At 71.1% G+C, this 25,475-nt stretch carries 24 protein-coding genes; 16 read left to right on the top strand and 8 right to left on the bottom strand.

The window, feature by feature from the left end; translation table 11 throughout:
* The first annotated feature begins 266 nt into the window (after positions 1-266).
* The 4 genes from dnaK to IE290_RS26360 are packed head-to-tail and all read left to right on the top strand — an operon-like array spanning position 267 to position 4,455.
* Positions 267-2,123, top strand: coding sequence for a molecular chaperone DnaK (gene dnaK, locus IE290_RS26375; protein WP_191247352.1), 1,857 nt, complete (start codon positions 267-269; stop codon positions 2,121-2,123).
* Positions 2,120-2,815 carry a nucleotide exchange factor GrpE gene (gene grpE / locus IE290_RS26370; protein ID WP_191247351.1) on the top strand — a complete coding sequence of 232 codons (696 nt, stop codon included), beginning with the start codon at positions 2,120-2,122 and terminating at the stop codon, positions 2,813-2,815. The genes dnaK and grpE overlap by 4 nt, the downstream gene beginning before the upstream one ends.
* A 27-nt stretch (positions 2,816-2,842) precedes the next feature.
* The gene (gene dnaJ, locus IE290_RS26365) at positions 2,843-4,021 is read left to right on the top strand and encodes a molecular chaperone DnaJ (protein ID WP_191247350.1); all 1,179 of its coding nucleotides are present in this window, start codon (positions 2,843-2,845) and stop codon (positions 4,019-4,021) included.
* Entirely contained in the window at positions 4,018-4,455 is a 438-nt protein-coding gene (locus tag IE290_RS26360; RefSeq protein WP_094006474.1) for a heat shock protein transcriptional repressor HspR, read from the top strand. Before dnaJ ends, IE290_RS26360 begins: the two co-directional genes overlap by 4 nt.
* A gap of 324 nt (positions 4,456-4,779) precedes the next feature.
* Here the strand turns inward: IE290_RS26360 and IE290_RS26355 are convergent, their stop codons facing one another.
* Both IE290_RS26355 and IE290_RS26350 read right to left on the bottom strand, forming a co-directional pair.
* The gene (locus IE290_RS26355; RefSeq protein ID WP_191247349.1) at positions 4,780-5,487 is read right to left on the bottom strand and encodes a dienelactone hydrolase family protein; all 708 of its coding nucleotides are present in this window, start codon (positions 5,485-5,487) and stop codon (positions 4,780-4,782) included.
* A 10-nt stretch (positions 5,488-5,497) separates the two neighbouring features.
* On the bottom strand, positions 5,498-6,670 hold the full coding sequence (locus IE290_RS26350) for a globin domain-containing protein (RefSeq protein WP_191247348.1): 1,173 nt from the start codon (positions 6,668-6,670) through the stop codon (positions 5,498-5,500).
* Positions 6,671-6,972: 302 nt separating this feature from the next.
* Here IE290_RS26350 and IE290_RS26345 point away from each other — a divergent pair, with 302 nt between their 5' ends.
* From IE290_RS26345 to IE290_RS26325, 5 genes are all read left to right on the top strand, one after another.
* Positions 6,973-7,470 carry a MarR family winged helix-turn-helix transcriptional regulator gene (locus tag IE290_RS26345; RefSeq protein ID WP_191247347.1) on the top strand — a complete coding sequence of 166 codons (498 nt, stop codon included), beginning with the start codon at positions 6,973-6,975 and terminating at the stop codon, positions 7,468-7,470.
* A 34-nt stretch (positions 7,471-7,504) separates the two neighbouring features.
* Positions 7,505-9,781: an MFS transporter gene (locus tag IE290_RS26340; protein ID WP_191247454.1), complete on the top strand. Its 2,277-nt coding sequence runs from the start codon at positions 7,505-7,507 to the stop codon at positions 9,779-9,781.
* Between the two features lie 189 nt (positions 9,782-9,970).
* On the top strand, positions 9,971-12,574 hold the full coding sequence (gene clpB / locus IE290_RS26335) for an ATP-dependent chaperone ClpB (protein WP_191247346.1): 2,604 nt from the start codon (positions 9,971-9,973) through the stop codon (positions 12,572-12,574).
* 60 nt (positions 12,575-12,634) lie between these two features.
* On the top strand, positions 12,635-13,366 hold the full coding sequence (locus IE290_RS26330; RefSeq protein ID WP_191247345.1) for a TtfA family protein: 732 nt from the start codon (positions 12,635-12,637) through the stop codon (positions 13,364-13,366).
* A complete protein-coding gene (locus tag IE290_RS26325; RefSeq protein ID WP_191247344.1) occupies positions 13,363-14,127 on the top strand; it encodes an SDR family NAD(P)-dependent oxidoreductase in 765 nt (254 codons plus the stop codon). Before IE290_RS26330 ends, IE290_RS26325 begins: the two co-directional genes overlap by 4 nt.
* 4 nt (positions 14,128-14,131) lie before the next feature.
* Here the strand turns inward: IE290_RS26325 and IE290_RS26320 are convergent, their stop codons facing one another.
* Together IE290_RS26320 and IE290_RS26315 are read right to left on the bottom strand one after the other, a co-directional pair.
* Complete coding sequence (locus IE290_RS26320; RefSeq protein ID WP_191247343.1) at positions 14,132-14,794, bottom strand: DUF4097 family beta strand repeat-containing protein; 663 nt, start codon at positions 14,792-14,794, stop codon at positions 14,132-14,134.
* A gap of 98 nt (positions 14,795-14,892) precedes the next feature.
* Positions 14,893-15,414 carry a DinB family protein gene (locus tag IE290_RS26315; protein ID WP_191247342.1) on the bottom strand — a complete coding sequence of 174 codons (522 nt, stop codon included), beginning with the start codon at positions 15,412-15,414 and terminating at the stop codon, positions 14,893-14,895.
* Between the two features lie 84 nt (positions 15,415-15,498).
* Between IE290_RS26315 and IE290_RS26310 the strand changes: the two genes are divergently transcribed.
* A complete protein-coding gene (locus tag IE290_RS26310) occupies positions 15,499-16,452 on the top strand; it encodes a helix-turn-helix transcriptional regulator (RefSeq protein ID WP_191247341.1) in 954 nt (317 codons plus the stop codon).
* Here the strand turns inward: IE290_RS26310 and IE290_RS26305 are convergent.
* Complete coding sequence (locus IE290_RS26305) at positions 16,413-16,895, bottom strand: DoxX family protein (RefSeq protein ID WP_191247340.1); 483 nt, start codon at positions 16,893-16,895, stop codon at positions 16,413-16,415. The genes IE290_RS26310 and IE290_RS26305 overlap by 40 nt on opposite strands.
* A 77-nt stretch (positions 16,896-16,972) precedes the next feature.
* On the opposite strand from IE290_RS26305, the gene IE290_RS26300 reads away from it, so the two are divergent.
* Positions 16,973-17,521, top strand: a complete 549-nt coding sequence (locus tag IE290_RS26300) for a TetR/AcrR family transcriptional regulator (RefSeq protein WP_191247339.1) — start codon at positions 16,973-16,975, stop codon at positions 17,519-17,521.
* A 51-nt stretch (positions 17,522-17,572) separates the two neighbouring features.
* Here IE290_RS26300 and IE290_RS26295 read toward each other — a convergent pair whose 3' ends face one another.
* A complete protein-coding gene (locus IE290_RS26295; protein ID WP_191247338.1) occupies positions 17,573-18,808 on the bottom strand; it encodes an FAD-dependent oxidoreductase in 1,236 nt (411 codons plus the stop codon).
* Positions 18,805-20,013 (bottom strand): MFS transporter, encoded by a 1,209-nt coding sequence (locus tag IE290_RS26290; protein WP_229874711.1) that lies wholly within the window; start codon positions 20,011-20,013, stop codon positions 18,805-18,807. Before IE290_RS26290 ends, IE290_RS26295 begins: the two co-directional genes overlap by 4 nt.
* A gap of 125 nt (positions 20,014-20,138) precedes the next feature.
* Here IE290_RS26290 and IE290_RS26285 point away from each other — a divergent pair, with 125 nt between their 5' ends.
* The 5 genes from IE290_RS26285 to IE290_RS26265 all read left to right on the top strand — a co-directional run bounded on the left by IE290_RS26285 (position 20,139) and on the right by IE290_RS26265 (position 23,311).
* The gene (locus tag IE290_RS26285; RefSeq protein ID WP_191247337.1) at positions 20,139-21,005 is read left to right on the top strand and encodes a LysR family transcriptional regulator; all 867 of its coding nucleotides are present in this window, start codon (positions 20,139-20,141) and stop codon (positions 21,003-21,005) included.
* A gap of 31 nt (positions 21,006-21,036) precedes the next feature.
* Positions 21,037-21,597, top strand: a complete 561-nt coding sequence (gene pyrE, locus IE290_RS26280; protein ID WP_191247336.1) for an orotate phosphoribosyltransferase — start codon at positions 21,037-21,039, stop codon at positions 21,595-21,597.
* Positions 21,598-21,720: 123 nt separating this feature from the next.
* Positions 21,721-22,104, top strand: a complete 384-nt coding sequence (locus IE290_RS26275; RefSeq protein WP_191247452.1) for a DUF2784 domain-containing protein — start codon at positions 21,721-21,723, stop codon at positions 22,102-22,104.
* A gap of 14 nt (positions 22,105-22,118) precedes the next feature.
* Complete coding sequence (locus tag IE290_RS26270) at positions 22,119-22,664, top strand: hypothetical protein (protein ID WP_191247335.1); 546 nt, start codon at positions 22,119-22,121, stop codon at positions 22,662-22,664.
* Positions 22,661-23,311: a TrmH family RNA methyltransferase gene (locus tag IE290_RS26265; RefSeq protein WP_191247334.1), complete on the top strand. Its 651-nt coding sequence runs from the start codon at positions 22,661-22,663 to the stop codon at positions 23,309-23,311. Before IE290_RS26270 ends, IE290_RS26265 begins: the two co-directional genes overlap by 4 nt.
* Here IE290_RS26265 and IE290_RS26260 read toward each other — a convergent pair.
* A complete protein-coding gene (locus IE290_RS26260; RefSeq protein WP_191247333.1) occupies positions 23,277-25,457 on the bottom strand; it encodes a molybdopterin-dependent oxidoreductase in 2,181 nt (726 codons plus the stop codon). The two genes, IE290_RS26265 and IE290_RS26260, sit on opposite strands and share 35 nt — an antisense overlap.
* Positions 25,458-25,475 lie beyond the last annotated feature (18 nt).

Genomic DNA, 25,475 nt, shown 5'->3' with positions numbered 1-25,475 from the left:
GTCCACGACGGCGACGGCCACACCGGCCCCTACAACTCCGCCTGTGTGCGTCGCCACGAAGCCGCGTACCTGATTTCGGGTACGCCCGGGAACAAGCCCGCCAACCCGCTCGTTACCCTGTCAGAAAGGTTGAGCGAGCATCACTCAAGTCTGATTGACGCCCGATGCGCGCCCGAGATAGAACTTGAGTAGAACCCGCTCAACGCGGGCGCGAAACCGCAGCTCGCAGGGGCTGCGCACAAGGACTGACCAGGAGGGAACACACCATGGCGCGAGCGGTCGGCATCGACCTCGGCACGACCAACTCGGTCGTCGCTGTCCTGGAGGGCGGCGAGCCGACGGTCATCGCCAACTCGGAAGGCTCCCGCACGACCCCGTCGATCGTCGCGTTCGCCAAGAACGGCGAGGTGCTGACGGGTCAGCCGGCGAAGAACCAGGCCGTGACGAACGTCGACCGGACCATCCGGTCCGTGAAGCGGCACATCGGCACCGACTGGAAGACCGAGATCGACGGCAAGGCCTACACGGCGCAGGAGATCAGCGCGCGCGTGCTGATGAAGCTCAAGCGCGACGCCGAGGCCTACCTCGGTGAGGAGATCACCGACGCGGTCATCACCGTCCCCGCCTACTTCGAGGACGCCCAGCGGCAGGCCACCAAGGAGGCCGGGCAGATCGCCGGCCTGAACGTGCTCCGCATCGTCAACGAGCCCACCGCGGCCGCACTGGCCTACGGCCTGGACAAGGGCGAGAAGGAGCAGACCATCCTGGTCTTCGACCTCGGTGGCGGCACCTTCGACGTGTCGCTGCTGGAGATCGGCGAGGGTGTCGTCGAGGTGCGCGCCACCAGCGGTGACAACCACCTCGGTGGTGACGACTGGGACCAGCGGATCGTCGACTGGCTGGTGGACAAGTTCAAGGCCAGCCACGGCATCGACCTGACCAAGGACCGGATGGCGCTGCAGCGCATCCGCGAGGCGGCGGAGAAGGCGAAGATCGAGCTGTCCAGCTCGAGCAGCGCCAACATCAACCTGCCCTACATCACGGTCGACGCGGACAAGAACCCGCTGTTCCTGGACGAGACCCTGTCCCGGGCGGAGTTCCAGCGGATCACCTCCGACCTGCTGGACCGCACCAAGGCGCCGTTCAACAACGTCATCCGCGACGCGGGCATCTCGGTCGGCCAGATCGACCACGTGGTGCTCGTCGGTGGTTCCACCCGCATGCCGGCCGTTTCCGACCTGGTCAAGGAGCTGACCGGCGGCAAGGAGCCGAACAAGGGCGTGAACCCGGACGAGGTCGTCGCCGTCGGCGCCGCCCTGCAGGCCGGTGTGCTCAAGGGTGAGGTCAAGGACGTCCTGCTGCTCGACGTGACCCCGCTGTCGCTGGGCATCGAGACCAAGGGCGGCGTGTTCACCAAGCTCATCGAGCGCAACACGACCATCCCGACCAAGCGGTCGGAGATCTTCTCCACGGCGGACGACAACCAGCCGTCGGTGCAGATCCAGGTCTTCCAGGGCGAGCGCGAGATCGCCGCGCACAACAAGAAGCTCGGCATGTTCGAGCTGACCGGCATCCCGCCGGCGCCGCGCGGTGTGCCGCAGATCGAGGTCACCTTCGACATCGACGCGAACGGCATCGTGCACGTCACGGCGAAGGACCTGGGCACCAACAAGGAACAGTCGATGACCATCACCGGTGGCTCCGCGCTGCCGAAGGAGGACATCGAGCGGATGGTCAAGGACGCCGAGGCGCACGCGGAGGAGGACCGCAAGCGCCGCGAGGAGGCCGAGACCCGCAACCAGGCCGAGACGCTGGTCTACCAGACCGAGAAGTTCGTCAAGGACAACGACGACAAGCTGCCCGAGGACCTCAAGGGCAAGGTCAAGACCGCGATCGACGAGGCCAACGAGGCGCTCAAGGGCACCGACACGGCCAAGATCAAGGAAGCCATCGAGAAGCTGAACACCGCGTCGCAGGAGCTGGGCACCGCCCTGTACGCCAACGCGCAGCAGGCCGGTGGCGCCAACCCGGGCGCTGACTCGGGTGCGGCGGGCGCGTCCGACAACAAGGGCGCGGACGACGTGGTGGACGCCGAGATCGTGGACGAGGACGAGAAGAAGTGACGGGACGCCACTCGAACGAGATCGACGAGCAGGAGCCGGTCACCGAGCCCCTGGTCGTGCGGGACCGGCGCAAGATCGACCCCGAGACCGGCCAGGTGCGGACCCAGCCGGAGGCTGCCGAGGCGCCCGCCGCGGAAGCTCCGGCGGCCCACGCCGGGCCGTCGCTCGGCGAGTCCATCGTGGACGACGCGGTGGCGGCTCCGTCGGACGTCGAGAAGGAGCTCGCGGAGCGCACCGCCGACCTGCAGCGCCTGCAGGCGGAGTTCGCGAACTACCGCAAGCGCGTGGACCGCGACCGCGAGGCCGTGGTCACCGCGGCGAAGGCGTCGGTGGTGAACGACCTGCTGCCGCTGCTCGACGACTTCGAGCGGGCCGAGCAGCACGGCGACCTCACCGGCGCGTTCAAGGCGGTCGCCGACAAGCTGGTCGCGAGCCTGCAGCGGATCGGGCTCGAGCCGTTCGGCGCGGAGGGCGATGCCTTCGACCCGAGCGTGCACGAGGCCGTGCAGCACAACACCTCGCCGGACGTGTCCGGGCCGACGGTGACGACGGTGCTGCGCCGGGGTTACCGGTTCGGCGACCGGACGCTGCGGGCCGCGCTGGTGGGCGTCACCGACCACGAGCCGGGCGAGGCCCCGGTCGAGGGTGAGCTACCGGTCGAGCAGTTGTCGGATGAGAACGCACAGCAGTAACACGCACGCGAGAGGAGGAGACGTCCGGTGAGTGCACGGGAGTGGATCGGTAAGGACTTCTACCGTGAGCTGGGCGTCTCCTCCGACGCTTCGCAGGACGAGATCAAGAAGGCCTACCGCAAGCTGGCCAGGGAGAACCACCCGGACGCCAACCCGGGCAACACGGAGGCCGAGCAGAAGTTCAAGGCCGTCTCGGAGGCCTACGGCGTCCTGTCGGACCCGGCCAAGCGCAAGGAGTACGACGAGGCGCGGCGGCTGTTCGGTTCGGGCGGCGGGCCCGGTGGCTTCGGCTTCCCGGGCGCCGGCGGCACGGGCGGCTTCGACTTCGGCGACATCTTCGGCCAGACCGCGGGCGCGGGCGCGCAGGGCGGTTTCGGTGGCCTGGGCGACATCCTGGGTGGCCTGTTCGGCCGCCGGGGCCAGCAGAGCACCGGCACCCGGGGCCAGCGCGGCGCCGACGTCGAGACGGACGTGCGGATCGACTTCGCCGAGGCGGTGAAGGGCGCGACCCTGCCGCTGCGGCTGTCCAGCCCGGCGACGTGTTCGACGTGCCACGGCAACGGCGCCCGCCCGGGCACCTCGCCGCGCACCTGCCCGACCTGCAAGGGGGCCGGGCTGGTGAGCCGGAGCCAGGGGGCGTTCGCGTTCTCCGAGCCGTGCCCGGACTGCCGTGGCCGCGGCCGGATCATCGACGACCCGTGCCCCGAATGCGGTGGCGAAGGCGTCAGCACCCAGACGCGGACGCTGACCGTGCGGGTGCCGGCGGGGGTGGACGACAACCAGCGGATCCGGCTGGCCGGCCAGGGCGAGCCCGGCCGGGGCGGCGCGGCGGCCGGGGACCTGTACGTCCGGGTGCACGTGAACCCGGACCCGGTGTTCGGCCGTTCGGGTAATGATCTGACGATCACGGTCCCGGTGAGCTACCCCGAACTGGCCCTCGGTGCGACGATCACCGTGCCGACGCTGGACGGGAAGGTTTCGGTGAAGGTGCCCGAAGGGACCGGCAGCGGCCGGGTCCTGCGGGTGCGCGGCAAGGGCATCAAGAAGCGGGACGGTTCGCAGGGCGACCTGCTCGTCACGCTGCAGGTGGCCGTGCCGTCGCGGTTGGAGTCTTCGGAGCGGGAAGCGCTCGAGGCGTACGCGAAGATCGCCGAGAAGCACGACCCGCGTCCGGAGATCACGAAACTGCTCCGTGAGAGGAGTTGATCGAGGTGTTCGGCGGGTTGCCGCACGGGGCCGACGAGGAGACCCCGGTCTTCGTGATCTCCGTGGCCGCACAGCTGTCCGGTCTGCACGCCCAGACCCTGCGGTCCTACGACCGGATGGGCCTGGTGTCGCCGGGTCGGACGGCGGGCGGCGGGCGGCGGTATTCCATGCGGGACATCGCGCTGCTGCGTGAGGTGCAGCGCCTGTCCCAGGAAGAGGGCGTCAACCTGGCGGGCATCAAGCGGATCATCGAGCTGGAAAACCAGGTCGAGGCGCTGCAGTCCCGGATCGCCGAACTGACCGAGGAGCTCGCCACGGCATACGCAGCGGCCGAACAAGCCGCGGCGGCCGTGCACCGGTCCTACCGGAAGGACCTGGTGCCGATGAAGCAGGAAACCGCGCTGGTGGTGTGGAAACCACGCCGACGGCGATAGACAAGACCAGCGAAGGGCCCCTCGCCAAAGGCGGGGGCCCTTTTCTTTTCACGCGGCACAACAAACCGCCGGCCGGCAACGCAAAAAGACCGACTACCCCAACCAGACCTCCCCCGCCCCCGATCCACAGCCGATCTTTGGTCGCCGATCAGGGTTGTCAAGGTACTCTTTCCCGCCTTGACAACCCTGCTCGGCGACCGAAACACAATCAGGCATCGGGGGCGGGGGTGGTCGTAAGGTGACCGTTCGGCGCCGTAAGGCGCTTTCACCGCCCGCAGGGCGGACTCTTCGCCGTGTCAGGCGCAAGACCAAAGCTCACCTGTGTTAGGCCGCTTTGCGGCCTAGGTGTTCTGCGAAGAAGGCCAGTACCCTTCGCCAGGCGTCCTCACTCGCGTCGCGGTCGTAGCTCATTCCGGCGATCTTCAGCAGCACGTTGACCGGCCCGTGGAACTGGTTCGCGAAGCTGTGCCCGACCGTCGGGTACTCCTTGACGTCGTGCGGCACGCCCCGCGCCGACAACTCGCGCTCCAGCTTGTCCGCCGCACCTCGCAGCGAGAAGTCCTTCTTCCCGTACGAAGCGACAATCGGGCAGGCACCGTCCAAGACGGACAGGTCCTTGGGCAGCTGACCGTAGTACGGCGCCGACGCGTCGAACCCCCGCGACGCGGCCACCAGGGCGAAACCCCCGCCCATGCAGAACCCGACGATCCCGACCCGGCCGGTGCAATCCGACCTCGACGCCAGCAGCGAGCGCGCCGCGTCCAGGTCCTCGAACGCCCGGCCCTTCCCGGCCGTCAGCTCCTTGAACACCGACTTCACGCACCGGACGAAACCGCCCCGCGAGTACAGGTCCGGCGACAACGCCACATATCCGGCGGTGGCGAACCGGTCCGTGATGTTCCGCGCGTCCTGCGACAGGCCGACCGCGTCGTGCACGATCACGACCCCGGGCCAGGGCGGCTCCCCCGAGACCTCCTTCTGCGGGGTGGCCAGATAACCGCGAATGGTTCCGTCCGCGACAGGGATGTCCATCCGTCGCAGGCTAGTCGATGGTGAACGGGTCGTACCTGATCTGATCGAGTGCCGTTCCGGCCACCAGCATCCGGGACACCGTCGCCCGGATCATCGCCGGCGAGCCGGACACCAGCACGTCGTGACCGGGCCACGCGCCGTACCGGGTCACCACGTCGGCCAGCGTGCCCTGCTCGCCACTGGCCAGCCCCGGCCCGTTCTCCACCACCGGCGTGACCGTCAGCCACGGGTTGCACGACGCGAGCATCCGCAACCCCTCCAGGGCGTAGAGGTCCTCGCGGGTCCGCCCGCCGTAGAACAGGTGCACCTTCGGGTTCTCGCCCCACTGGCCCAGCTCGTCGAGCATCGCCTGCATCGGCGCGACCCCCGTGCCGCCCGCGACCATCAGCACGTCCCGGCCGCTTTCCCGGTCCACGCCCAGCGTCCCTAGCGGCGGCCCGAACCGCCACACATCACCCGGCTGGGTGTGGCTGACGATCGCCCGCGAGACCCAGCCGCCCTCGATCGCGCGGATGTGGAACTCCAGCGAGCCGTCCGGGCGCGGCGCGTTCGCCGGCGACAGGTACCGCCACAGCCGCGGCCGCTGCGGCACCTCGACGCTCAGGTACTGCCCCGGCCGGTACGGGATGTGCTGCTCGGGCTCCAGCCGGATCATCGCCAGGTCCCAGCTCAGCCGCCGGTGCTCGGCCACCCGCGCCGACCAGTTCGGCGGGTTGGTGTCGGTGGCCGCGGCCTCCTGCATCTGCCGCGCGATGATCGTGAACGCCTCGGCCCACGCGCGCTCCACGTCCGCGGTCCAGTCCGGCCCGAGCTGCGTCTTCATCGCCGCCAGCAACGCGGTGCCGACCGCCTCGTAGTGGCCCGTCACCACACCGAACTTGCGGTGGTCGCGCCCCAGTTGCCGCAGGAACGGCACCAGGTCGTCGGGCTGGTCCACCATCTGCACGACGTGCACCAGCGCGCGCACCATCCGGTTGCGCTGGACCTCCATGTTGATCGGGAAGAAGTCCCGCGTCGCGGGCGCGAGCGTGAACAACATCCCGTAGAAGAACTGCGTCACCTCGGGCAGGTACGGCTCGGCCTTGGCCCAGGAGTCCCGGATCAGGCGCACCATCGCGGTGACGGCAGGCGGCGCCTCCCGGTGCACGGACCGGGGTACGGGGCTGACGGGGTCGGCTGTCATGGGTTCGGGGCTGCTCCGTGGTGCGCGTTCATGCTCGCCGTCGATTATTCATGAACACGCAACAGCCGGTGAGCGTGTGAAAAGATCATGAATAATCCACCCTGTCCGGTCAATCGTCCCCGGGAAATACGAACCTGATTCGTCGCAGGGTAGCCGCCGCCGCCGCGATCCTCGCGAAGTTGCTCCTTCCGGGTGGTTCGGAGATCCCCTCCACCAGTGGGACAAGTCACCAACTTAGATAGTTGTGGCATACAACTACTGCCTCTATAGTTGTATGTGACAACCAACCAGGAGGTGGGTCCATGGGGGACCGCGACGAGAAGGCCGTCCAGCTCATGCGTGAGCTGCGCGCGGCGGGCCAGCTGCAGCACGCCTGGATCAACCAGTCCTGGCAGCGCGAGCACGACGGCCTGCACCCCGCGGCCGCCATGCTGCTGTCGGACCTGCACGCGCACGGCGAGAGCCGTCCCTCGGACCTCGCGAAACGCAAGATGGTCGACGTCTCGGTGATCAGCAGGCAGATCGCCCAGCTGACCGCCGCCGGGCTCGTCGAGCGCAGGCCCGCGCCCGAGGACGGGCGCGCCAGCCTGATCAGCCTGTCCGACACCGGCCGCGCCGAGCTCGAGCGCTGGCGGCTGCTGCACGTCGACTTCATCCAGCGCGCGCTCGCGGACTGGACCGACGACGAGGTCGAAGCACTCACCACCCGGTTGACCCTGATGAACCACGGACTGCGCGAGGCCCTCGGCCAGGCGCCGGTCACCTGCCCGCCGGCTCAGGCGGCGGAGAAGAGGAAGTGATCCCGAAGTGAGCACGACAGCGAACCAGGAGGCGATGACGCCGCGTCAGGTCGGGCGCGCGTTCGTCGGCCTGCTCCTGGCGCTGCTGGTCGCCATGCTGTCCTCCACGATCGTCTCGAACGCACTCCCGACGATCCTGGCCGACCTCGACGGCTCGCAGAGTCAGTACACCTGGGTGGTCACCGCCACCCTGCTCGCGTCCACGGCGAGCACCCCGATCTGGGGCAAGCTGTCGGACCTGTTCAGCAAGAAGATGCTGTACCAGCTGTCGATCGTGATCTTCACGGCCGGCTCGGTGCTCGGCGGCATCTCGCAGTCCATGCCCGAGCTGATCGCGTTCCGCGCGGTACAGGGCCTCGGCCTCGGTGGCATGCAGGCGCTGGTCCAGGTCGTGATCGCGGCGATGATCTCGCCGCGCGAACGCGGGCGCTACAGCGGTTACATCGGCGCGGTGATGGCGCTGGCGACGGTCGCCGGCCCGCTGCTCGGTGGCCTGATCGTGGACTCGCCGCTGGGCTGGCGCTGGAACTTCTGGGTCACCGTCCCGGTCGCGGTGGCCGCCTTCATCGTGCTCGGCAAGACCCTGCACCTGCCGGTCTTCAAGAAGCAGGTCAAGATCGACTGGATGGGCGCGACCCTGCTCGTCGGTGGTGTCTCGCTGCTGCTGATCTGGGTCTCGCTGGCGGGCGGCAGCTTCGCCTGGTGGTCCTGGTCGACCCTGTTCTACGTGCTCGGCGGCCTGGTCGCGCTGGCGCTGGCGGTGTTCGTCGAGACGAAGGTCGCCGAGCCGGTGGTCCCGCTGCGGCTGTTCCGCAACCGCACCTTCACGCTCGCGGTGATCGGCAGCCTGTCGGTCGGCACCGCGATGTTCGGTGGCGCGGTGTTCCTCGGGCAGTACTACCAGCTGGCCCGCGGCTACTCGCCCACGCACGCCGGCCTGATGACCATCCCGATGATGCTGGGGCTGTTCCTGTCCTCGACCGTCGCCGGGCAGGTCATCTCCCGCACCGGCAAGACGAAGTCGTGGATGGTCGGCGGCGCGGTGCTGCTGGTCGCGAGCCTGTTCCTGCTCAGCACGATCGACCACCAGACCAACCTGGTGCTGATGGGCGGCTACCTGGCGCTGCTCGGCCTCGGCGTCGGCGCGCTGATGCAGAACCTGGTGCTGGTCGTGCAGAACACCGTGTCGATGGCGGACATGGGGTCCTCGTCGTCGGTGGTCACCTTCTTCCGCACGCTGGGCGGTTCGGCCGGGGTGTCCGCGCTGGGCGCGCTGCTCGCGGCGAAGGTGAGCAGCCACGTGTCGAGCGCGTTGTCCGCGATGGGCATCGACGCCGGGTCGAGCGGCGCGGGCAGGAGCCTGAACCTGGCCGCGCTGCCGGAGCCGTTCCAGTCGATCGTGCGGGCCGCGTACGGCGACAGCATCGGCTCGGTCTTCCTGGCGGGCGGGATCATCGCGATCGCCACGCTGATCGCGGTGCTGTTCATCAAGGAGGTCCCGCTGCGCCGCAGCATCGACCTGACCGAGAACACCGAAGCCGCGCCGGTCACCGGTTCCGCGGTCCACGGCGCGGTGACCGGCCCGTCGGGACGTCCGCTGGCAGGGGCCGCGCTGACGCTGACCGACTCGTCGGGGCAGCAGGTGGCGCGGACGCTGACCGCGGCCGACGGCACCTACCGGCTGCCTGCTCCGCCGAACGCCATCTACCTGCTGATCGCCTCGGCGGCCCGGTTCCAGCCGAGCGCGGTGATGGTCACCGTCAACGGGCAGCCGGTGCGGCGGGACGTCGAGATGGCCGGCGCCGGTGGCGTCAGCGGCGTGGTGCGCTCGCGCGGCGGCCAGCCGGTCGGCGGCGCGACCCTGGTGCTGACCGACGACCGCGGCGAGGTGGTCGCGTCGGTCGTCACCGGCGGCGACGGGTGGTACCACTTCGACGACGTGCCGGGCGGTGCGTACACGCTGACGGTCACGGCCGCCGGTCACCAGCCGGCCGCGGTGCCACTGAGCACCGTCGAGGGCGAGGAGGCAACGCACGACGTCGAGCTCGGGCTCACCGCCCGGCTCGGCGGGGTCGTCCGGGCCGGCCGCTACGACCGGCCGGTCGCCGAGGCCCAGGTGACGCTGCTCGACGAACACGGCGAGGTGGTCGCGATGACGCTGACCGACGAGGAGGGCCGGTACAGCTTCACCGACCTCCCCGCGGGCGACTACACGCTGGTGACCAGCGGTTACGCCCCGGTGGCCGCGCCGCTGGAGGTCGTCGCCGGCGCCCCGGCGTCCCGCGACGTGGAGCTGACGCACCCGCGCTGAGGCCCCCAGACCCGCGAACACAGACCCGCGAAAACAGACCCGCGAAGACCGCCTCAATCCCCCGGGAGGCGGTCTTCGTGCTTTTCGGAAAAATCAGGGTTGAGCGGAACACACTCAAGTTTGTTGACGTTGTACCTGTCGAGGGACCTGGAGGAAGGTCTCCGGCAGGCATGCGACATGGAGTGTGGGATGGACGCTTTCAACCCGACGACGAAGACCCAGCAGGCGATCTCGTCGGCGGCGCAGGCGGCGACCGTGGCGGGCAACCCCCACGTCACCGCCGCACACCTGCTCGGCGCGCTGCTGGCGCAGGGTGACGGGCTGGCCGGTCCCCTGCTGACGGCGGTCGGGGCCGATCCGCGGCAGGTGCACAAGGAGCTGGAGCCGATCACGCAGGGGCTGCCCTCGGCGACCGGCGCCACCGTGTCCACACCGCAGTTCGACCCGCCGGCGGTCAAGTCGCTCACGCACGCCCAGAAGCTGGCGACCGAGCTCGGCGACGAGTACGTCTCCACCGAGCACCTGATGGTGGGCCTCGCCGCGGAGGGCGGTCAGGTGGCCGATCTGCTGAAGCGGCACGGCGCCACCCCGGACGCGCTGCGTGAGGCGTTCACCAAGGTGCGCGGCTCGGCCCGCATCACCAGCCCCGATCCGGAGGGCACGTTCAAGGCGCTGGAAAAGTACGGCGTCGACCTGACCGACCGCGCCCGCAAGGGCGAGCTGGACCCGGTGATCGGCCGCGACGCGGAGATCCGCCGCGTGGTCCAGGTGCTGTCGCGGCGCACGAAGAACAACCCCGTTCTCATCGGCGAGCCGGGCGTCGGAAAGACCGCGATCGTCGAGGGGCTGGCCCAGCGGATCGTGGCCGGTGACGTGCCGGAGTCGTTGCGCGGCAAGCGGGTCGTGGCGCTGGACCTCGGTTCGATGGTCGCCGGCGCGAAGTACCGCGGTGAGTTCGAGGAGCGGCTGAAGGCCGTCCTGAAGGAGATCACCGAGTCGGCCGGGCAGGTCATCACCTTCATCGACGAGCTGCACACGATCGTCGGCGCGGGCGCCACCGGTGAGGGCGCGATGGACGCGGGCAACATGATCAAGCCGATGCTCGCCCGCGGTGAGCTGCGCATGGTCGGCGCGACCACGCTCGACGAGTACCGCCAGCACATCGAAAAGGACGCCGCCCTGGAGCGGCGCTTCCAGCAGGTGCTGGTCGGTGAGCCGTCGGTGGAGGACACCATCGGCATCCTGCGCGGCCTCAAGGAGCGCTACGAGGTGCACCACGGTGTCCGCATCACCGACGCCGCCCTGGTGTCGGCCGCGACGCTGTCCGACCGTTACATCACCGCGCGCTTCCTCCCGGACAAGGCGATCGACCTGGTCGACGAGGCCGCCTCCCGGCTGCGCATGGAGATCGACTCCCGGCCCGTCGAGATCGACGAGGTCGAGCGCGCCGTGCGGCGCCTGGAGATCGAGGAGATGGCGCTGTCCAAGGAGGAGGACCCGGCCTCGATCGAGCGGCTGGCCGCGCTGCGCGCCGAGCTGGCCGAGAAGCGCGAGGAGCTGTCCGCGCTGACCGCCCGGTGGCAGAACGAGAAGGGCTCGATCGAGAAGGTCCGCGAGCTGAAGGAGCAGCTGGAACAGCTGCGTGGCGAGGCCGACCGCGCCGAGCGCGACGCCGATCTGGGCCGGGCCGCCGAGCTGCGCTACGGCAAGATCCCGGCGCTGGAGAAGGAGCTGGAGGCCGCGCAGCGCAACACCGCGAACAGCTCGTCCGGCGCGGACGTCATGCTCAAGGAAGAGGTCGGCGCGGACGACGTGGCCGACGTGGTGAGCGCCTGGACCGGCATCCCGGCCGGCCGGCTGCTGGAGGGCGAGACCGGCAAGCTGCTCCGGATGGAGGAGGAGCTGGGCAAGCGGGTCGTCGGCCAGCGCGAAGCCGTGACAGCGGTCGCGGACGCGGTGCGCCGCACGCGCGCCGGGGTCGCCGACCCGGACCGGCCGACCGGCTCGTTCCTGTTCCTCGGCCCGACCGGTGTCGGCAAGACCGAGCTGGCCAAGGCGCTGGCGGAGTTCCTGTTCGACGACGAACGCGCGATGACCCGCATCGACATGAGCGAGTACAGCGAGAAGCACAGCGTCGCGCGGCTGGTCGGCGCTCCCCCCGGGTACGTCGGCTATGACCAGGGCGGCCAGCTGACCGAGGCCGTCCGGCGGCGACCGTACTCGGTGGTGCTGCTGGACGAGGTCGAGAAGGCGCACCCGGACGTGTTCGACGTGCTGCTGCAGGTGCTCGACGACGGGCGGCTGACCGACGGCCAGGGCCGCACGGTGGACTTCCGCAACACGATCCTGATCCTGACCTCGAACCTCGGTTCGCAGGCCATCGCGGACGCCGCGCTCGACGAGCGGCAGCGGCGGGACGCGGTGCTGTCCACGGTGCAGCGGCACTTCAAGCCGGAGTTCCTGAACCGGCTGGACGACATCGTGGTGTTCCACTCGCTCGACACCGAACAGCTGACGTCCATTGTGGACATCCAGGTGGCGAAGCTGGCGGCCCGGCTGGCCCAGCGCCGGCTGACGCTGGACGTCACCCCGGGCGCCCGCGACTGGCTCGCGCTGAACGGGTTCGACCCGATCTACGGCGCCCGGCCGCTGCGCCGGCTGGTGCAGTCGGCGATCGGCGACCAGCTGGCGAAGAAGCTGCTGTCCGGCGAGGTCCGGGACGGTGACACGGTGCGCGTGGACGTCCCGGATCTGGACACCGGTGACACGCTCGTGGTCACCCGGGCGGACTAACGGGTTGCGACACGGGCCGCTGACCTTGGTTCAGCGGCCCGGCGCGCTACCCTCACCCTCGTGGGTATTCCGGCGTGGGTCTGGTTCGTCATCGCCGCCGTCGCACTGGTGGCGGGGCTGCTGCTGCTCGCCGTGGACCGGACCAGGGAGGGCTCCCGCAACCGGGAGCGGATGCGCTGGTCCGACCTGCGCGGATGGCAGTTCGTGGAGGAGGACGAGCGGCTGGTCCGGCAGTGGTCCGGCGGCGCGCTCGGGTACTTCCGCGCGGAGACGGCCGTCAACGTCGTCGTCGGCTCGACCTTCACCGCCGACGGCCGCCGCCCGGTGTTCGTGTTCGACATCGAGGCCGACGGCCAGATCCCGGCCGTCGTGGTCGCCGTGCGCTGCAACCGCGTGCACCCGGTGCTCGTCGAACTGTGGCTGGCGAGCGTGCCGTTCCAGCGCGCGGACATGCCGGAGCTGCTCGGCCCGGTGGGCCAGCGCTACGCCTTCGCCGACGATCCGGAGGGCGCCCGCGCGGTCATCACCCAGGAACTCGTGGACGCCGCCGACGCGCTCGGCGGGGACGTCGGCGTGGCGTGGCTGGAGAACGAGTGGGTGCTCGCCAGCGTCGCGCCGCAGGCCGGGCCGTCCCGGCTGGAGCGCCTGCTGCGCGACCTCGGCGAGATCGCCGACATCGTGGACCCTTTCGACGATGAGTACGACGCCGGCGCGGCGGGCCGGCACTGGCAGCCCGGCCAGTCCGAGCAGCCGGGCCTGAGCACGCCGCCGCCGGCCGGGCCGGCCCAGTGAGCACCGCGCTCGTCACCGGCGCGACGGCCGGGATCGGCGCCGCGTTCGCCCGCCGCCTCGCCGAGGAGGGCTACGACCTGGTCCTCGTTGCCCGGAACGCGCAGCGGCTGGAAGCGCTTGCCGGGGAGCTGTCGCAGCGGCACCGGATCAAGGCGGTGTCGTTGCCCGCGGACCTCGCTTCCGCGGAGGGCCGGGCGGCGGTCGAGGCGCGGCTGGCCGCGGAGCCGGTCGACCTGCTGGTCAACAACGCCGGGTTCGGCCTGGCCGGGGAGTTCTGGACGGCGCCGGTCGACGAGCTGCAGGCGCAGTTGGACGTGAACGTGACCGCCGTGCTGCGCCTGACGCGCGCGGCCCTGCCCGGGATGATCGAGCGGGGCCACGGCGACATCATCAACGTCTCGAGCGTGGCCGGTTTCTTCTCCGGCCGCGGATCGACGTACACGGCGAGCAAGAACTGGGTCACCTCGTTCACCGAGGGCATCGCCGCCGCGCTGCCGCCCGGCATCCGGATGACCGCGCTGTGCCCGGGATTCACCGAAACCGAGTTCCACGAGCGCGCCGGGCTGGAGAAGCCGGGGCCGAAGGCGTTCTGGCTCTCCGCCGACCGCGTGGTCGCCGAGGGCCTGGCGGACCTGCGGCGCGGCAAGGTCATCTCCATCCCGTCCCCGCAGTACAAGGCGATCGTGGCGATCGGCGGCCTGTTGCCCCGCGGCCTGCTGCGGCGGATCAGCAGCCTGGTCGCGGGGCGGGACCGCACCTGACACTTCACAGGCTGCGGGCGCTGATGTCGCCGTAGGCCGTGGTCGCGTAGATGGTGAGCCCGTGGTTGCCGGTGTTCCGGAGCGCGTTGTGGATGCGGCCGTAGTCGGTCCCCGCGTCCAGCGTCGCGGATACCCCGGCGGCGGCAGCGATCGACACGTCGCCGGCCTCGGCGCGGAGCACGACCTCGCCGCGCTCGGCCTCGGCGATGCGGATGTCGCCCTTGCCCGTGGTGATCCGCGCGGAGCCGGTGAGGCGGCCGACCGTGACGTCGCCGGCCTGCGTGGTGACGCGGACGCTCGCGGCCTCGTCGAGTTCGATCTGGCCGTGCGCGCCCTCGATGGTGACCGCGCCGAGCTGTCCGACGCCGCGCACCTCCGCGCTGGCCGCCTTGGCCTCGACGCCGGATCCGGCGGGCAGGTGGACCGTCACCTCGATGAAGCCGGAGCTGCCGAGGATCTGGTTGCCCGCCGGGGCCGCGATCCGCAGCACGCCGTCGGCGTAGGCCACCGTGGTCTGCTCCGCGACCTTCACGTCGCGCCGCTTCGAGGCGTCCGCCGGCCTGACCTCGACCGTGGTGTCGGTCCGGTCGGCGGCCACGAACCGGAGGCTGCCGGCGGGGATGTCGACCACGGCGGCGATCGGGGCGGGGGTGTCGAAGTTCTGCATCGTGCTCTCCTGTGCTCGTTGTTCCTGCTGTTGAGGACAACTTTCGCCGGAGGCGCTGACACCGGCCCGCCACCGCGCTGACGCCGTCGCTGACACGGTCAGCCCATGCTCTTCTGGCCGTCCAGGGACTCGCGGATGATGTCGGCGTGGCCGGCGTGCTGGGCGGTCTCGGCGATGATGTGCATGATCACCCGGCGCGCGGACCACGCCGTGTCGGTGAACCACGGGGCCTTGGGCAGCTCCCGCGCCACGTCCAGGTCCACGGTGGCGACCAGCTCGTCCGTGCGGCGCGCGACCGCCTCGTACTCGGCGATCACCCCGGCCAGCGTCTCGTCCGGCAGCAGCTTGAACTCGTTCTCCCGCTGCGCGAAGTCCGCCTCGGTCATCTCCTCGAAGTTCGGCATCGCGGAAGCGCCTTCCACGATGAAGGTCGCCCAGTTCCGCTCGACCGAGGTCACGTGCTTGATCAGCCCGCCCAGGCACAGCTCGCTCTTCGTGGTGCGCTGCCGGGCCTGGTCGTCGGTGAGGCCGCGGGTGGTGAAGGTCAGGAAGAAGCGGTGCTTGGCCAGCATCGCCAGCAGGTCCGCGCGCTCGCCGGTGACGGTCTCGGTGGTGGTCATCGGAATGTCCCTTCGTCGTCGTTGAAACCAACGTAGAAGGCATAGCGGCCACTTTCTGACCGCAATTGCGGGAGAATCGGAAACATGGCGAACACGAGCTCGCGGACGCTGCGGTTGCTGTCCCTGCTGCAGACCCACCGGTACTGGCCGGGCACTGAACTGGCCGAGCGGCTGGGCGTCTCGCCGCGGACGCTGCGCCGGGACATCGACCGCCTGCGCGAGCTGGGTTATCCGGTGGAGGCTCAGCGCGGTGTGGACGGCGGCTACCAGCTCGCCGCGGGCGCGTCGCTGCCGCCGCTCGTGGTCGACGACGAAGAGGCGGTCGCGCTGACCGTCGGGCTGCAGACCGCCGCGCAGAGTTCGGTCGAGGGCATCGCCGAGTCGTCGGTGCGGGTGCTGGCGAAGGTGGTGCAGGTGATGCCGGCCCGGCTGCGCCGCCGGGTGGACGCGCTGCGCGCGATGACCGTGCCCGCGGTGTGGCCCGGCGCGGCGGCGCCCCGCATAGACCCCAGCCTGCTCACCACGATCGCCCTGGCGTGCCGGGACAGCGAACGGATCCGCTTCGCCTACACCGACGCCGCCGGCCGCGAGTCGGCGCGGGAGGTCGAGCCGCTACGGCTGGTCCCGTTCGGGCGCCAGTGGTACCTGGTCGCCTACGACCTCACCCGGCACGCGTGGCGCAACTTCCGCATCGACCGGCTCAGCGAGCCGACGGGCACCGGCGCCCGGTTCCGGCCCCGCGAGCTGCCCGCCGCCGACGCGGCCGAATTCGTCCGCAACTCGCTCGGCGCGGTGCCGCAGCCGCACGAGGTGGAGGTTCTCGTCGACATCCCGGCGGCCGCCGCGCGCGAACGGATCGGCCGGTGGGCGACGATCGAGGAGGTCAACGCCGGCCGGTGCCGGGTGCGGATGACGGCCGCCTCGCTGGACTGGCCGGCGCTGGCACTGGGCTCGCTCGGCGCCAACTTCCGGGTCGTGGAACCGGCCGAGCTGCGTGATCAGCTGCGCGAGTGGGCCGGGCGGTTCAGCCGGGCCTGACCCCGGCGTGCGTGCACGAAGACCGTCAGGGTGGCGGCCAGGAACACGACCTGCATGAGGGTGCGCGGCACGATCTGGTCGTCCCACGCGGTGAGGACGCCGCTCTGCACCGCGTAGACGTTCGCCGGGAACATGAGCACGAGCATGGCGCTGAGCCCGGCCGCGGCCCAAGTCGCGGTGCGCGGCCACAGCACGCCGAGGGCCCCGGCGAGTTCCAGGACGCCGGTGACGGTCACCAGCAGCGCCGGCTCGGGCAGCGCCGGCGGGACCATGCTGACGAGTTGTTCCCGCATGCCGACGAAGTGCGCGACGCCGGTGGCGGTGAACATCGCCGCGACGCCACCGCGCACGGCCATCGGCCAGGGTCTGAGCCATCGGACTCCCGCCGCGCCGGCGAGCGCGAGGACCAGCGTGACGGCGATCAGGATGACGAGCGGTGCCATGATCTCCTCCTCGAATCTTTCCACTGACAAGATGCCTCGCCGCACGCATCTTGTCAATGGAAAGATATGCTGGCCGCATGGCGAAGAGCTCCTACCACCACGGCGACCTCCGGCGCGCGATCCTGACCGCCGCGGCCGAGGCCATCGGCGAGCACGGCGCGGCGGCACTGAGCCTGCGCGATGTGGCACGGCGGGCCGGGGTGTCGCACGCGGCGCCGGTCCACCACTTCGGGGACAAGGCGGGCGTGGTGACCGCGCTGGCGACCGAGGGGTTCGAACTGCTGGCCGACGCCCTCACCGCGGCGCGGGACCAGGGGCTGGTGGAGATCGGGGTGGCGTACGTGCGGTTCGCGGTGGGGCACCGGGCGCACTTCGACGTCATGTTCCGGCCGGACTTGCACCACCCCGGCGACGGTGAGTTGACAGCGGCCCGGGAGCGCGCGTGGACGGTGATGGCGGATGCCGTGTCCGAAGGACAGCTGGCGCAGGTGGCGGCGTGGTCGATCGTGCACGGCTTCGCGACGCTGTGGCTCAGCGGCGCGATGCCGCCCGAGGTGACCGGCGACCTCGACGCGTCGGCCCGAGCGGTGGCGGAGATGCTCGCGCCGCGCGGAGGAGGCAGGTAGCCGCGCGGCTCAATCCGCGAGGCGGGCGCCGCTGCGCGGGCGGCATCCCGCTCAGTCCGGCAGCCGGGCGCCCTGCCGCTGCAGCTCCGCACGCACGGCGGAAGCGCTTACCTCACCCCGGGCACTCAGCGCGGCCGCGACGCCCGCCGCGTGGCCGGTCGCGAAGGCGGTGCCCATGGCGCGCAGCGACGCGCCCGCGCCGCGGTCGCCGTCCACCGTCCGGCCGGCGCAGAACAGGTTCGGCGTGTTCCGGCTCCACAGCACTCCGAGCGGGATGCCGTAGTAGCCCGGCTCGCCGATGAACCGCCACTCCGACGGCACGCCCACCCCCGGGTGGTACTCGATCGGCCAGGCGCCGACCGCCACCGCGTCGTCCACCGGGCCCGGCGAGAGCACGTCCTTCTCAGTCAGCTGAACCCGCCCGACGAGGTGCCGCGACTCGCGCGTGCCCAGTTCCGGGCCGGTGCTGACGATGTAGGCCTCCGCGCATCCCGGCAGCGTCCTGATCACCCGCAGGTACGCGGCGGCCTGACGGCGGGCGCTGCGTTCGGCCCGGCTGGTGTCGGCGGCGTCGCGGGCGTCGTAGCCCTCGTCGGCGAGGTAGGTGATCAGGTCGCCGGACACCGGCATCCGGGCGATCAGCCCGGTTTCCGCGGTCAGACCGGGGACGCCGCGTGCCTTCGCCGCCCGGACCGCCTCGCGCACGGCCTCGCGGGTGACCTCCGCGTCCGCCGGGATGCCGCCGAAGCGCACGCCCAGCGTGCCGTTCTGCACCCAGCCGTCGTTGCCGTACCGCACCTCGGCGCCGGCGTGCTGCGCCAGGTCGGCCTCGCCGGTAGCGTCCACGAACACCTCCGCCGTGTACTCGTGCACGCCGGAGTGGTCGGCCACCCGCACCGCGTGCACGCGATCGTCCACTCTGGACGCGCCGAGCAGGTGCGAGTGCAGCAGCACGTCCACCCCGGCGGCGTCGCACAGGTCGTCGGCGACCCGTTTCACCGCCTCGGGATCGAACACCACGGCCACCGCGGTGAACCGCGTCGGCTCGCTCACCGCCCCCAACTCGCGCAGCCCGTCGAGCACCTCCCCGGCGACACCGAACACCACCTGCTCGCGGTCGTCGCGGGTGAACAGGCCGCAGTAGGTCACCACGTTCCGCAGCGTCGCCGCCCCGCCGAGGCAGGGGCCGCGCTCGATCAGCAGCGTCCGGGCCCCGGCCCGCCGCGCACCGACCGCCGCGGCGATCCCGGCCGAGCCACCACCGGCGACGATCACGTCGTAGTTCACACGGTCTCCTTCTCGCGATCCGGCGCCGTGCGCTGTTCCCGGACGCCGAGCATGAGCAGCGCTCCCACGAGCGGGCCGGCGGCCAGCGTGGCGAACGCCGCGAAGAACGAATGGGTCGCCTGGAACACCGCGCCCAGCACCACCGGCACGACCGTGCTGCCCAGCTGCCAGAACGCGTTGGTCGCGCCCGCCGCCGAACCGGCCAGCCCCACTCCTGCGATCCGCGGGATCATCGCGACCATCAGCGGGCTGTAGACGTAGGCCGCCACACCCAGGAACGGCGCCACCCACAGGAACCCGGTCAGGCTGTCCCGCGTGCCGAACACCAGCAGCGCCACCACGAACGCGCCCAGCACGACCACGGTGAGCGCTTTCCGCCTGCCACCGAGCAGGTCGGAGACGAACCCGATGCACGGTTTCGCGGCGATCGCGGTGATCCCGAAGATCGCGACCACGCCGCCCGCCTGCACCCCGGTCAGGCCTATGCCCTTGACCATCAGGGCGTTGGACCAGGTGATGAACCCGTAGGTGCCCCACAGCCCGCCGAACCCGGCCAGCCCGAGCAGCCACAGGTCGCGCGAGCGGGCCAGCGGGCGCAGGTCCGGCACCGCGCGCTCGGCCGTGTCTTCCTTCCGCGTGCGCACCAGCAGCAGGCACAGCACCGCGATCACCATCGAGGCGCCGCCGAAGACGTGGTAGGAGGTCTGCCACCCGGCGGACTCGAGCAGGCGCGGCACCACCGCGTTGGCGATCACGGTCCCCAGCGAGGTCGCCGTCATGAACACGCCCATCGCGAACCCGCGGTCCTTCGGCGTGAACCACTGCGCGATCAGCTTCACGCCGGCCGAGTAGTCGCAGCCGGCGAAGACCCCGACCGCGGCCTGGAAGGCGATGCCGACCGGCACGGAGTCGGTCTCGCCGAAGGCGATCATGAACCCGCCGGCGAGCAACAGCGACGCGCCCATCACGACGCGTGCGCCCAGCCAGTCGGTGAGCACGCCGCCGGCCGCGTTCGAGATGACGTAACCGACGTAGTAGCCGGTGGCGAAGACGCCCAGCCCGGCGAGCGAGACCCCCAGGTGCTCGCCCACCGCGACCGACGCCGGTCCCCACGTCGACCGGTCCACCGAGGTCATGGTGAACGCGGCCCAGGACAGCACCAGCACCACCCAGCGGTACGGGTCCCGGCCGGGAGTTCGACTCATCGTTGAGCGTCCCTTCTCCTTCGATGTCCTGCCTGAGAGGCAGGGAGTAGTACACGTGGCTTGACACGTGCCTGTCCAATGCCGGTTAATCAGGCCGGTCATGCCTGTCAGGCAGGGGAGGGCGCGTGGAGCTGCGGCACCTGCGGTACTTCGTCGCGGTCGCGGCCGAGGGCTCGCTCACCCGCGCGGCGGAACGGCTGCACCTCACGCAGCCGTCGCTGAGCCGTCAGATCCGGCAGCTCGAGCGGGACATCGGGGCGCCGCTGCTGGAGCGCGGGGCGACCGGCACGACGCTCACCCCGGCGGGTGTCGCGCTGCACTCGCACGCGGTGCTCCTGCTGCGCCTGGCCGACGCGACGCGGGAAACCACGCACGCGGCCGCGCGCCGGACGCGGGAGGTCGTGGAGATCGGGATCCCGCCCGGGCTGTCCGCCGGGTGGCTGCTGGACACGCTGGCGGCGCTCGATTCGGCGGTGCCGCACGCGGCGGTCACGCTCACCGAGGCGAGCAGCACCGACCAGCTCCGGATGGTCCGCGAAGGCCGGCTCGACCTGGGACTGGTGCACGAGCAACCGGTCGGCAGCCTGCGGGGCGCGCGGTTGTTCGACCAGCCGTTCGGGGTCGCGGTCCGCCCCGGGCACCCGCTCGCCGACGGTGCCGCGTGCCGGCTGCGCGACCTCGACGGGGTGCGGATCCTCGCCCACGGCAGGCAGCAGGTGCCGGTCGCGCACGACCGCCTGGTGGTCGCGGCCCACGACGCGGGGGTGGTGCCGCTGTGGCAGTTCGCGCAGTTCTCCGAGCACGCGCGAGCCTGCGCCGAGGCGACGAAGTCGGACGCCGTCCTGCTGACCGAACACTCCGCGACGCGCCTGCTGCCGGGCTGGCCGTGGCGGCCGGTGGTCGAGCCGGCGCTGGAACTGGTGACGTGGCTGGTGTGGCAGCCCTCGACGCGCGCGGTGGTGGACGAGGTGGCGCGGGCGATCGCCCGGTAGACCGTCGTAGCCGTGTGTAAGACTTCCCGTCGTGGCGAACCCCGGGTTGGATCAGGCAGCGAAGTTCGAACTGGCACGTCTCATCACCGAGCTGTCGGTGGTGCACGGCAAGGTGACGCTGGCCTCCGGCAAGGAGGCCGACTACTACATCGACCTGCGGCGGGCCACGCTGCACCACGCGGCGGCCCCCCTCATCGGCCGGCTCATGCGGCAGCTCACCGCGGACTGGGACTACGTGGCCGTGGGCGGGCTCACCCTCGGCGCGGACCCGGTCGCGACCGCGATGCTGCACTCGGCGTCGGCGGACGGGAAGGTGCTCGACGCGTTCGTGGTGCGCAAGGCCACCAAGTCGCACGGCATGCAGCGCCGCATCGAGGGCATCGAGGTCGCCGGGCAGCGGGTGCTCGCGGTGGAGGACACCTCGACCACCGGCGGCAGCGTGCTGACCGCCGTCGAGGCGCTCAACGAGGCCGGCGCGACCGTGGTCGGCGTCGCGACCGTCGTCGACCGGAACACCGGCGCGCGGGAGGCCATCGAGAAGGAAGGCCTCACCTACCGGTATCTGCTCGACCTCGACGACCTCGGCCTGTAGCCGATTCACGCCGCCCCCTAGGGGTAAACCCCGAAGTGATCTCCGGAATTCGAGTCGACATTCCTGCCTTGATCAGGAGTAACCTCGATACCAGGGGAATCGCGGGAAGGGGGCGGCGTGACGATCGCTGGGGTGCTGGCCGACATAACGGTCGGAGTGCACATTCTGGCCTTGCTTTACATCGGCCTCGGCGGGTTTCTCGCGTGGCGTTGGCCACGCAGCGTTTTCGTGCATGTCTTTTTCGCTATCTGGGGTGTCGCGGTCAACGTCTTCCCGATCCCCTGCCCGCTGACCGCGCTGGAGGACTACTTCCGCGGCCTGCAGGGGCTGGGCCCGCTCCCGGGCGGGTTCAACGCCTACTACCTCTACGACACGGTGTTCCCGCGCTCGATGCTGCCGGTGGTCGCCGTGGTCGCGCTGGCGCTGGTCGTCTTCTCCTACGCGGGCGCCTACCTGCGCTGGAAGCACCGCGAGCACCCGTCGCCGCACGCCATGCCGCAGGCCTAGGACACAATTCGAGTGTGGTCGTCGTCCTGATCCTGCTCGGCATCGTCCTCTGTGGCCTGGTCGCCGGGTTGATCATGCGCCCACGGGAGCGCGCCGCGCAGGACACCTTCGCCGACGGGGTGCGAGCGCTTGCCGCGCGCACCGGGTGGCGGCCCGATCGCACCCCGGTGCCGCCGCTGCAGGCGACGTTCGTGACGCTCAACGACGTCCTCGGGTCCAGCAACCACCACGGCATCGCGGTGAACCTGCAGCTCGCCGGTGACTGGCGTGGCGTGCCGGTGCGCGTCCTCCAGTTGCGCTACCGCACCGAGTACGTTTCGACCACGCGCGCCGCCACCATGATCCTCGTGCCACGGCCCGTGCCCGGACCATCGCTCACCGTACGAGCCCAGGACGCTGACGCCCATCTCCCGGCCGACTTGGCACAGCGGCTCACCACGCAGACCCTGTTCTTCACCGGCGAGCACCTCGCGGCCGTGTTCCCCGGCGAGATGACCCAGCAGGACCTGACGATCGCGACCGCGGACCTGCTCGCCGACCTGGCCGGGCGGCTCCGATGAGCGAGGAGACCGGCCCGACCGAATGGACCGCCCGGGAACCGGTGGGCGTCGGCCCGTGGGAGGGCGAATGGCCCGCCGACGAGCGCTACGACCCGGAGCTGCTGGCCGAGGGCGACCGCCGCAACGTCGTGGACGCCTACCGGTACTGGCGGCGCGAGGCGATCGTCGCCGACATCGACCGACGACGGCACCCGTTCCACGTCGCGATCGAGAACTTCCAGCACGACCACAACATCGGCACCGTGGTGCGCACCGCGAACGCCTTCGCCGCGGCCGCGGTGCACATCGTCGGGCGGCGGCGGTGGAACCGGCGTGGCGCGATGGTCACCGACCGGTACCAGCACCTCGAGCACCACCCGGACGTGGCGTCATTGGCCGCCTACGCGGCCGAGCGCGGCATCGCGATCGTCGCCGTGGACAACACCCCCGGCTCGCAGCGGGTGGAAACCGCCGAACTGCCCCGTGAGTGCGTGCTGCTGTTCGGCCAGGAGGGCCCCGGCCTGTCCGCCGAGGCGCACGACGCGGCGGCGATGGTCGTGTCGATCGCGCAGTTCGGGTCCACGCGGTCGATCAACGCCGGGGTCGCCGCCGGCATCGTGATGCACGCCTGGATCAGGCAGCACGCGGACCTGTCGGCGGCCTGGTAGGCGTCACCTCGACCGGGATCCCGTTCAGCACCGCGGTTCCGGACAGCGCGTCCAGCAGGGTCTCGTCGGCCACCAGGTTGCTGTTCACGCCCGCGTGCGCCGCGGCGACCGCGGTCTGCGTGCCCGGCCCGCCGTGGCCCCAGCCGTGCGGGATGCTGACCACGCCCGGCCGGATCTCCTCGGTCACCTCGACCGGCACCTCGATCTTGCCGGCCTTCGAGCTGACCAGCGCGGGTTCGCCGTCGGCCAGCCCGAGTCGCGCCGCGTCGGCCGGGTGGACCTGCACGGTGCACCGGTTCTTGCCGCGCACCAACGGTTCCAGGTTGTGCATCCACGAGTTGTTCGACGACAGCTGCCGCCGCCCGATGAGCACCAGTTCGCCGTCCGGCACGTGCGCGAGTTCCGCGGCCAGGCGCGGCACGTCGGCGGTGATGGCCTCCGGCGCCAGCTCGATCTTCCCGCTCGCCGTGGACAGGACCTCCGGCACCCGCGGCCGCAGCGGCCCGAGGTCGACGCCGTGCGGGGCGGCTTCGAGGTCGGCCAGGGTGAGGTCGTACGGGCCGGCGCGCAGCATCAGGTCGATCAGGCGCTCCGGCCCGCGGCGGTCGCCGGCGACGGCCGGGTCGAGCCCGGACCGCTGGGCGATCTGGGTGGCGACGAACGCGTCCAGCGCCTCGACGTCCGGATCCGGGCCCTGTCCGGTGACGATGCTGGTGAGCCGCAGCATGGTCACCCACTCCGGCGGCAGGTCGCTGGGCATCGCGGCCGGGGTCCAGTTCGCCACGTTGCGCACGGCCAGCTGGTACAGCGCGACGTCGTAGTGCGCGCGCTCCAGCGGGGTGGGGCCGGGCAGGATGACGTCGGCGTGCCGGGTGGTCTCGTTGCGGTAGATGTCCAGCGACACCATGAAGTCCAGCCGCGCCAGGGCTTCCGCGAGCCGTCCGGCGTTCGGGGTGCTCAGGCACGGGTTGCCGCTGACCGTGATCAACGCGCGGACCTGGCCGTCGCCGGGGGTGAGGATCTCGTCGGCCAGCGTCGCGACCGGCACCTCGCCGAGCACCTCCGGCAGCCCGCGCACGCGGGTGCGCCAGCGGCCGTGCCGGAACGGGCGGCGCTTGCCGGGCGCGCTGTTCGCCTGTCCGGCGGCGGCGAGCGGGAACATCACGCCACCGGGCCGGTCCAGGTTGCCGGTGAGCACGTTGAGCACGTCGACCAGCCAGCTGGTGAGGGTGCCGAACGCCTGCGTGGTAGTTCCGATCCGACCGTAAACCGCGGCGGACTCGGCGGTGGCCAGCTCGCGGGCCATCCGGCGGATCTCGCCGGCCGGGATGCCGGTGACCGGGGCGACCGCCTCGGGCGGGAAGTCGCGGGCCAGTTCGGCGACGTCCTCGACGCCGATCACGTGCCCGGCGAGGTTCCCCAAGTCCGTCAAGTTCTCCGCGAACAGCACGTTGACCAGCGCGAACAGCAGGAGCGCGTCGGTGCCCGGCCGGATCGCGTGGTGCTCGTCGGCGACCAGGGCGGTGCGGGTGCGGCGCGGATCGACCACGACCACCTTGCCGCCGCGCTCCCGGATCGCCCGGAGACGGCCGCGCATGTCCGGCGCGGTCATCAGGCTGCCGTTGGAGACCAGCGGGTTCGCGCCGAGCACCAGCAGGTGCCGGGTGCGGTCGACGTCCGGCACCGGGATCGTCATGCCGTCGCCGAACAGGTAGCCGCTGGAGTAGTGCTTGGGCAGCTGGTCGACGCTGCCCGCGGTGTAGAAGTTCTTGGTGCCCAGCGCCTTGAAGAAGACGCGGCCGTAGAGCGCGGTGGACAGGTTGTGCACGCTCGGGTTGCCCGCGTACACGGCTACGGCGTCGCGTCCGTGCGCCTCCATGATCGGCAGCAGGCGGGCGTCGATCTCGGCGAAGGCCTCGTCCCAGGAGACGGGGACGTGCTTGCCGTCGCGCTTGACGAGCGGGGTGCGCAGGCGGTCCGGGTCGTGGTGCAGCGCCCCCAGCGACGCGCCCTTGGGGCAGATGAAGCCGTGGGAGAAGACGTCCTCGGCGTCCCCGCGCACCTCGGTGACCTGGCTGCCGTCGAAGGTGACGGTCAGGCCGCAGGTGGCCTCACAGAGCGGACATGTGACATGCGCCGTTGCCATCCCCTGATCGTCGACGGA

Origin of the sequence: Amycolatopsis deserti, from assembly GCF_014653945.1 — a bacterium.
Taxonomy (GTDB): Bacteria; Actinomycetota; Actinomycetes; order Mycobacteriales; family Pseudonocardiaceae; genus Amycolatopsis_E; species Amycolatopsis_E deserti.
Note: the sequence above shows the minus strand (reverse complement) of the source record. Positions and strands in the feature narration are given on the sequence as shown.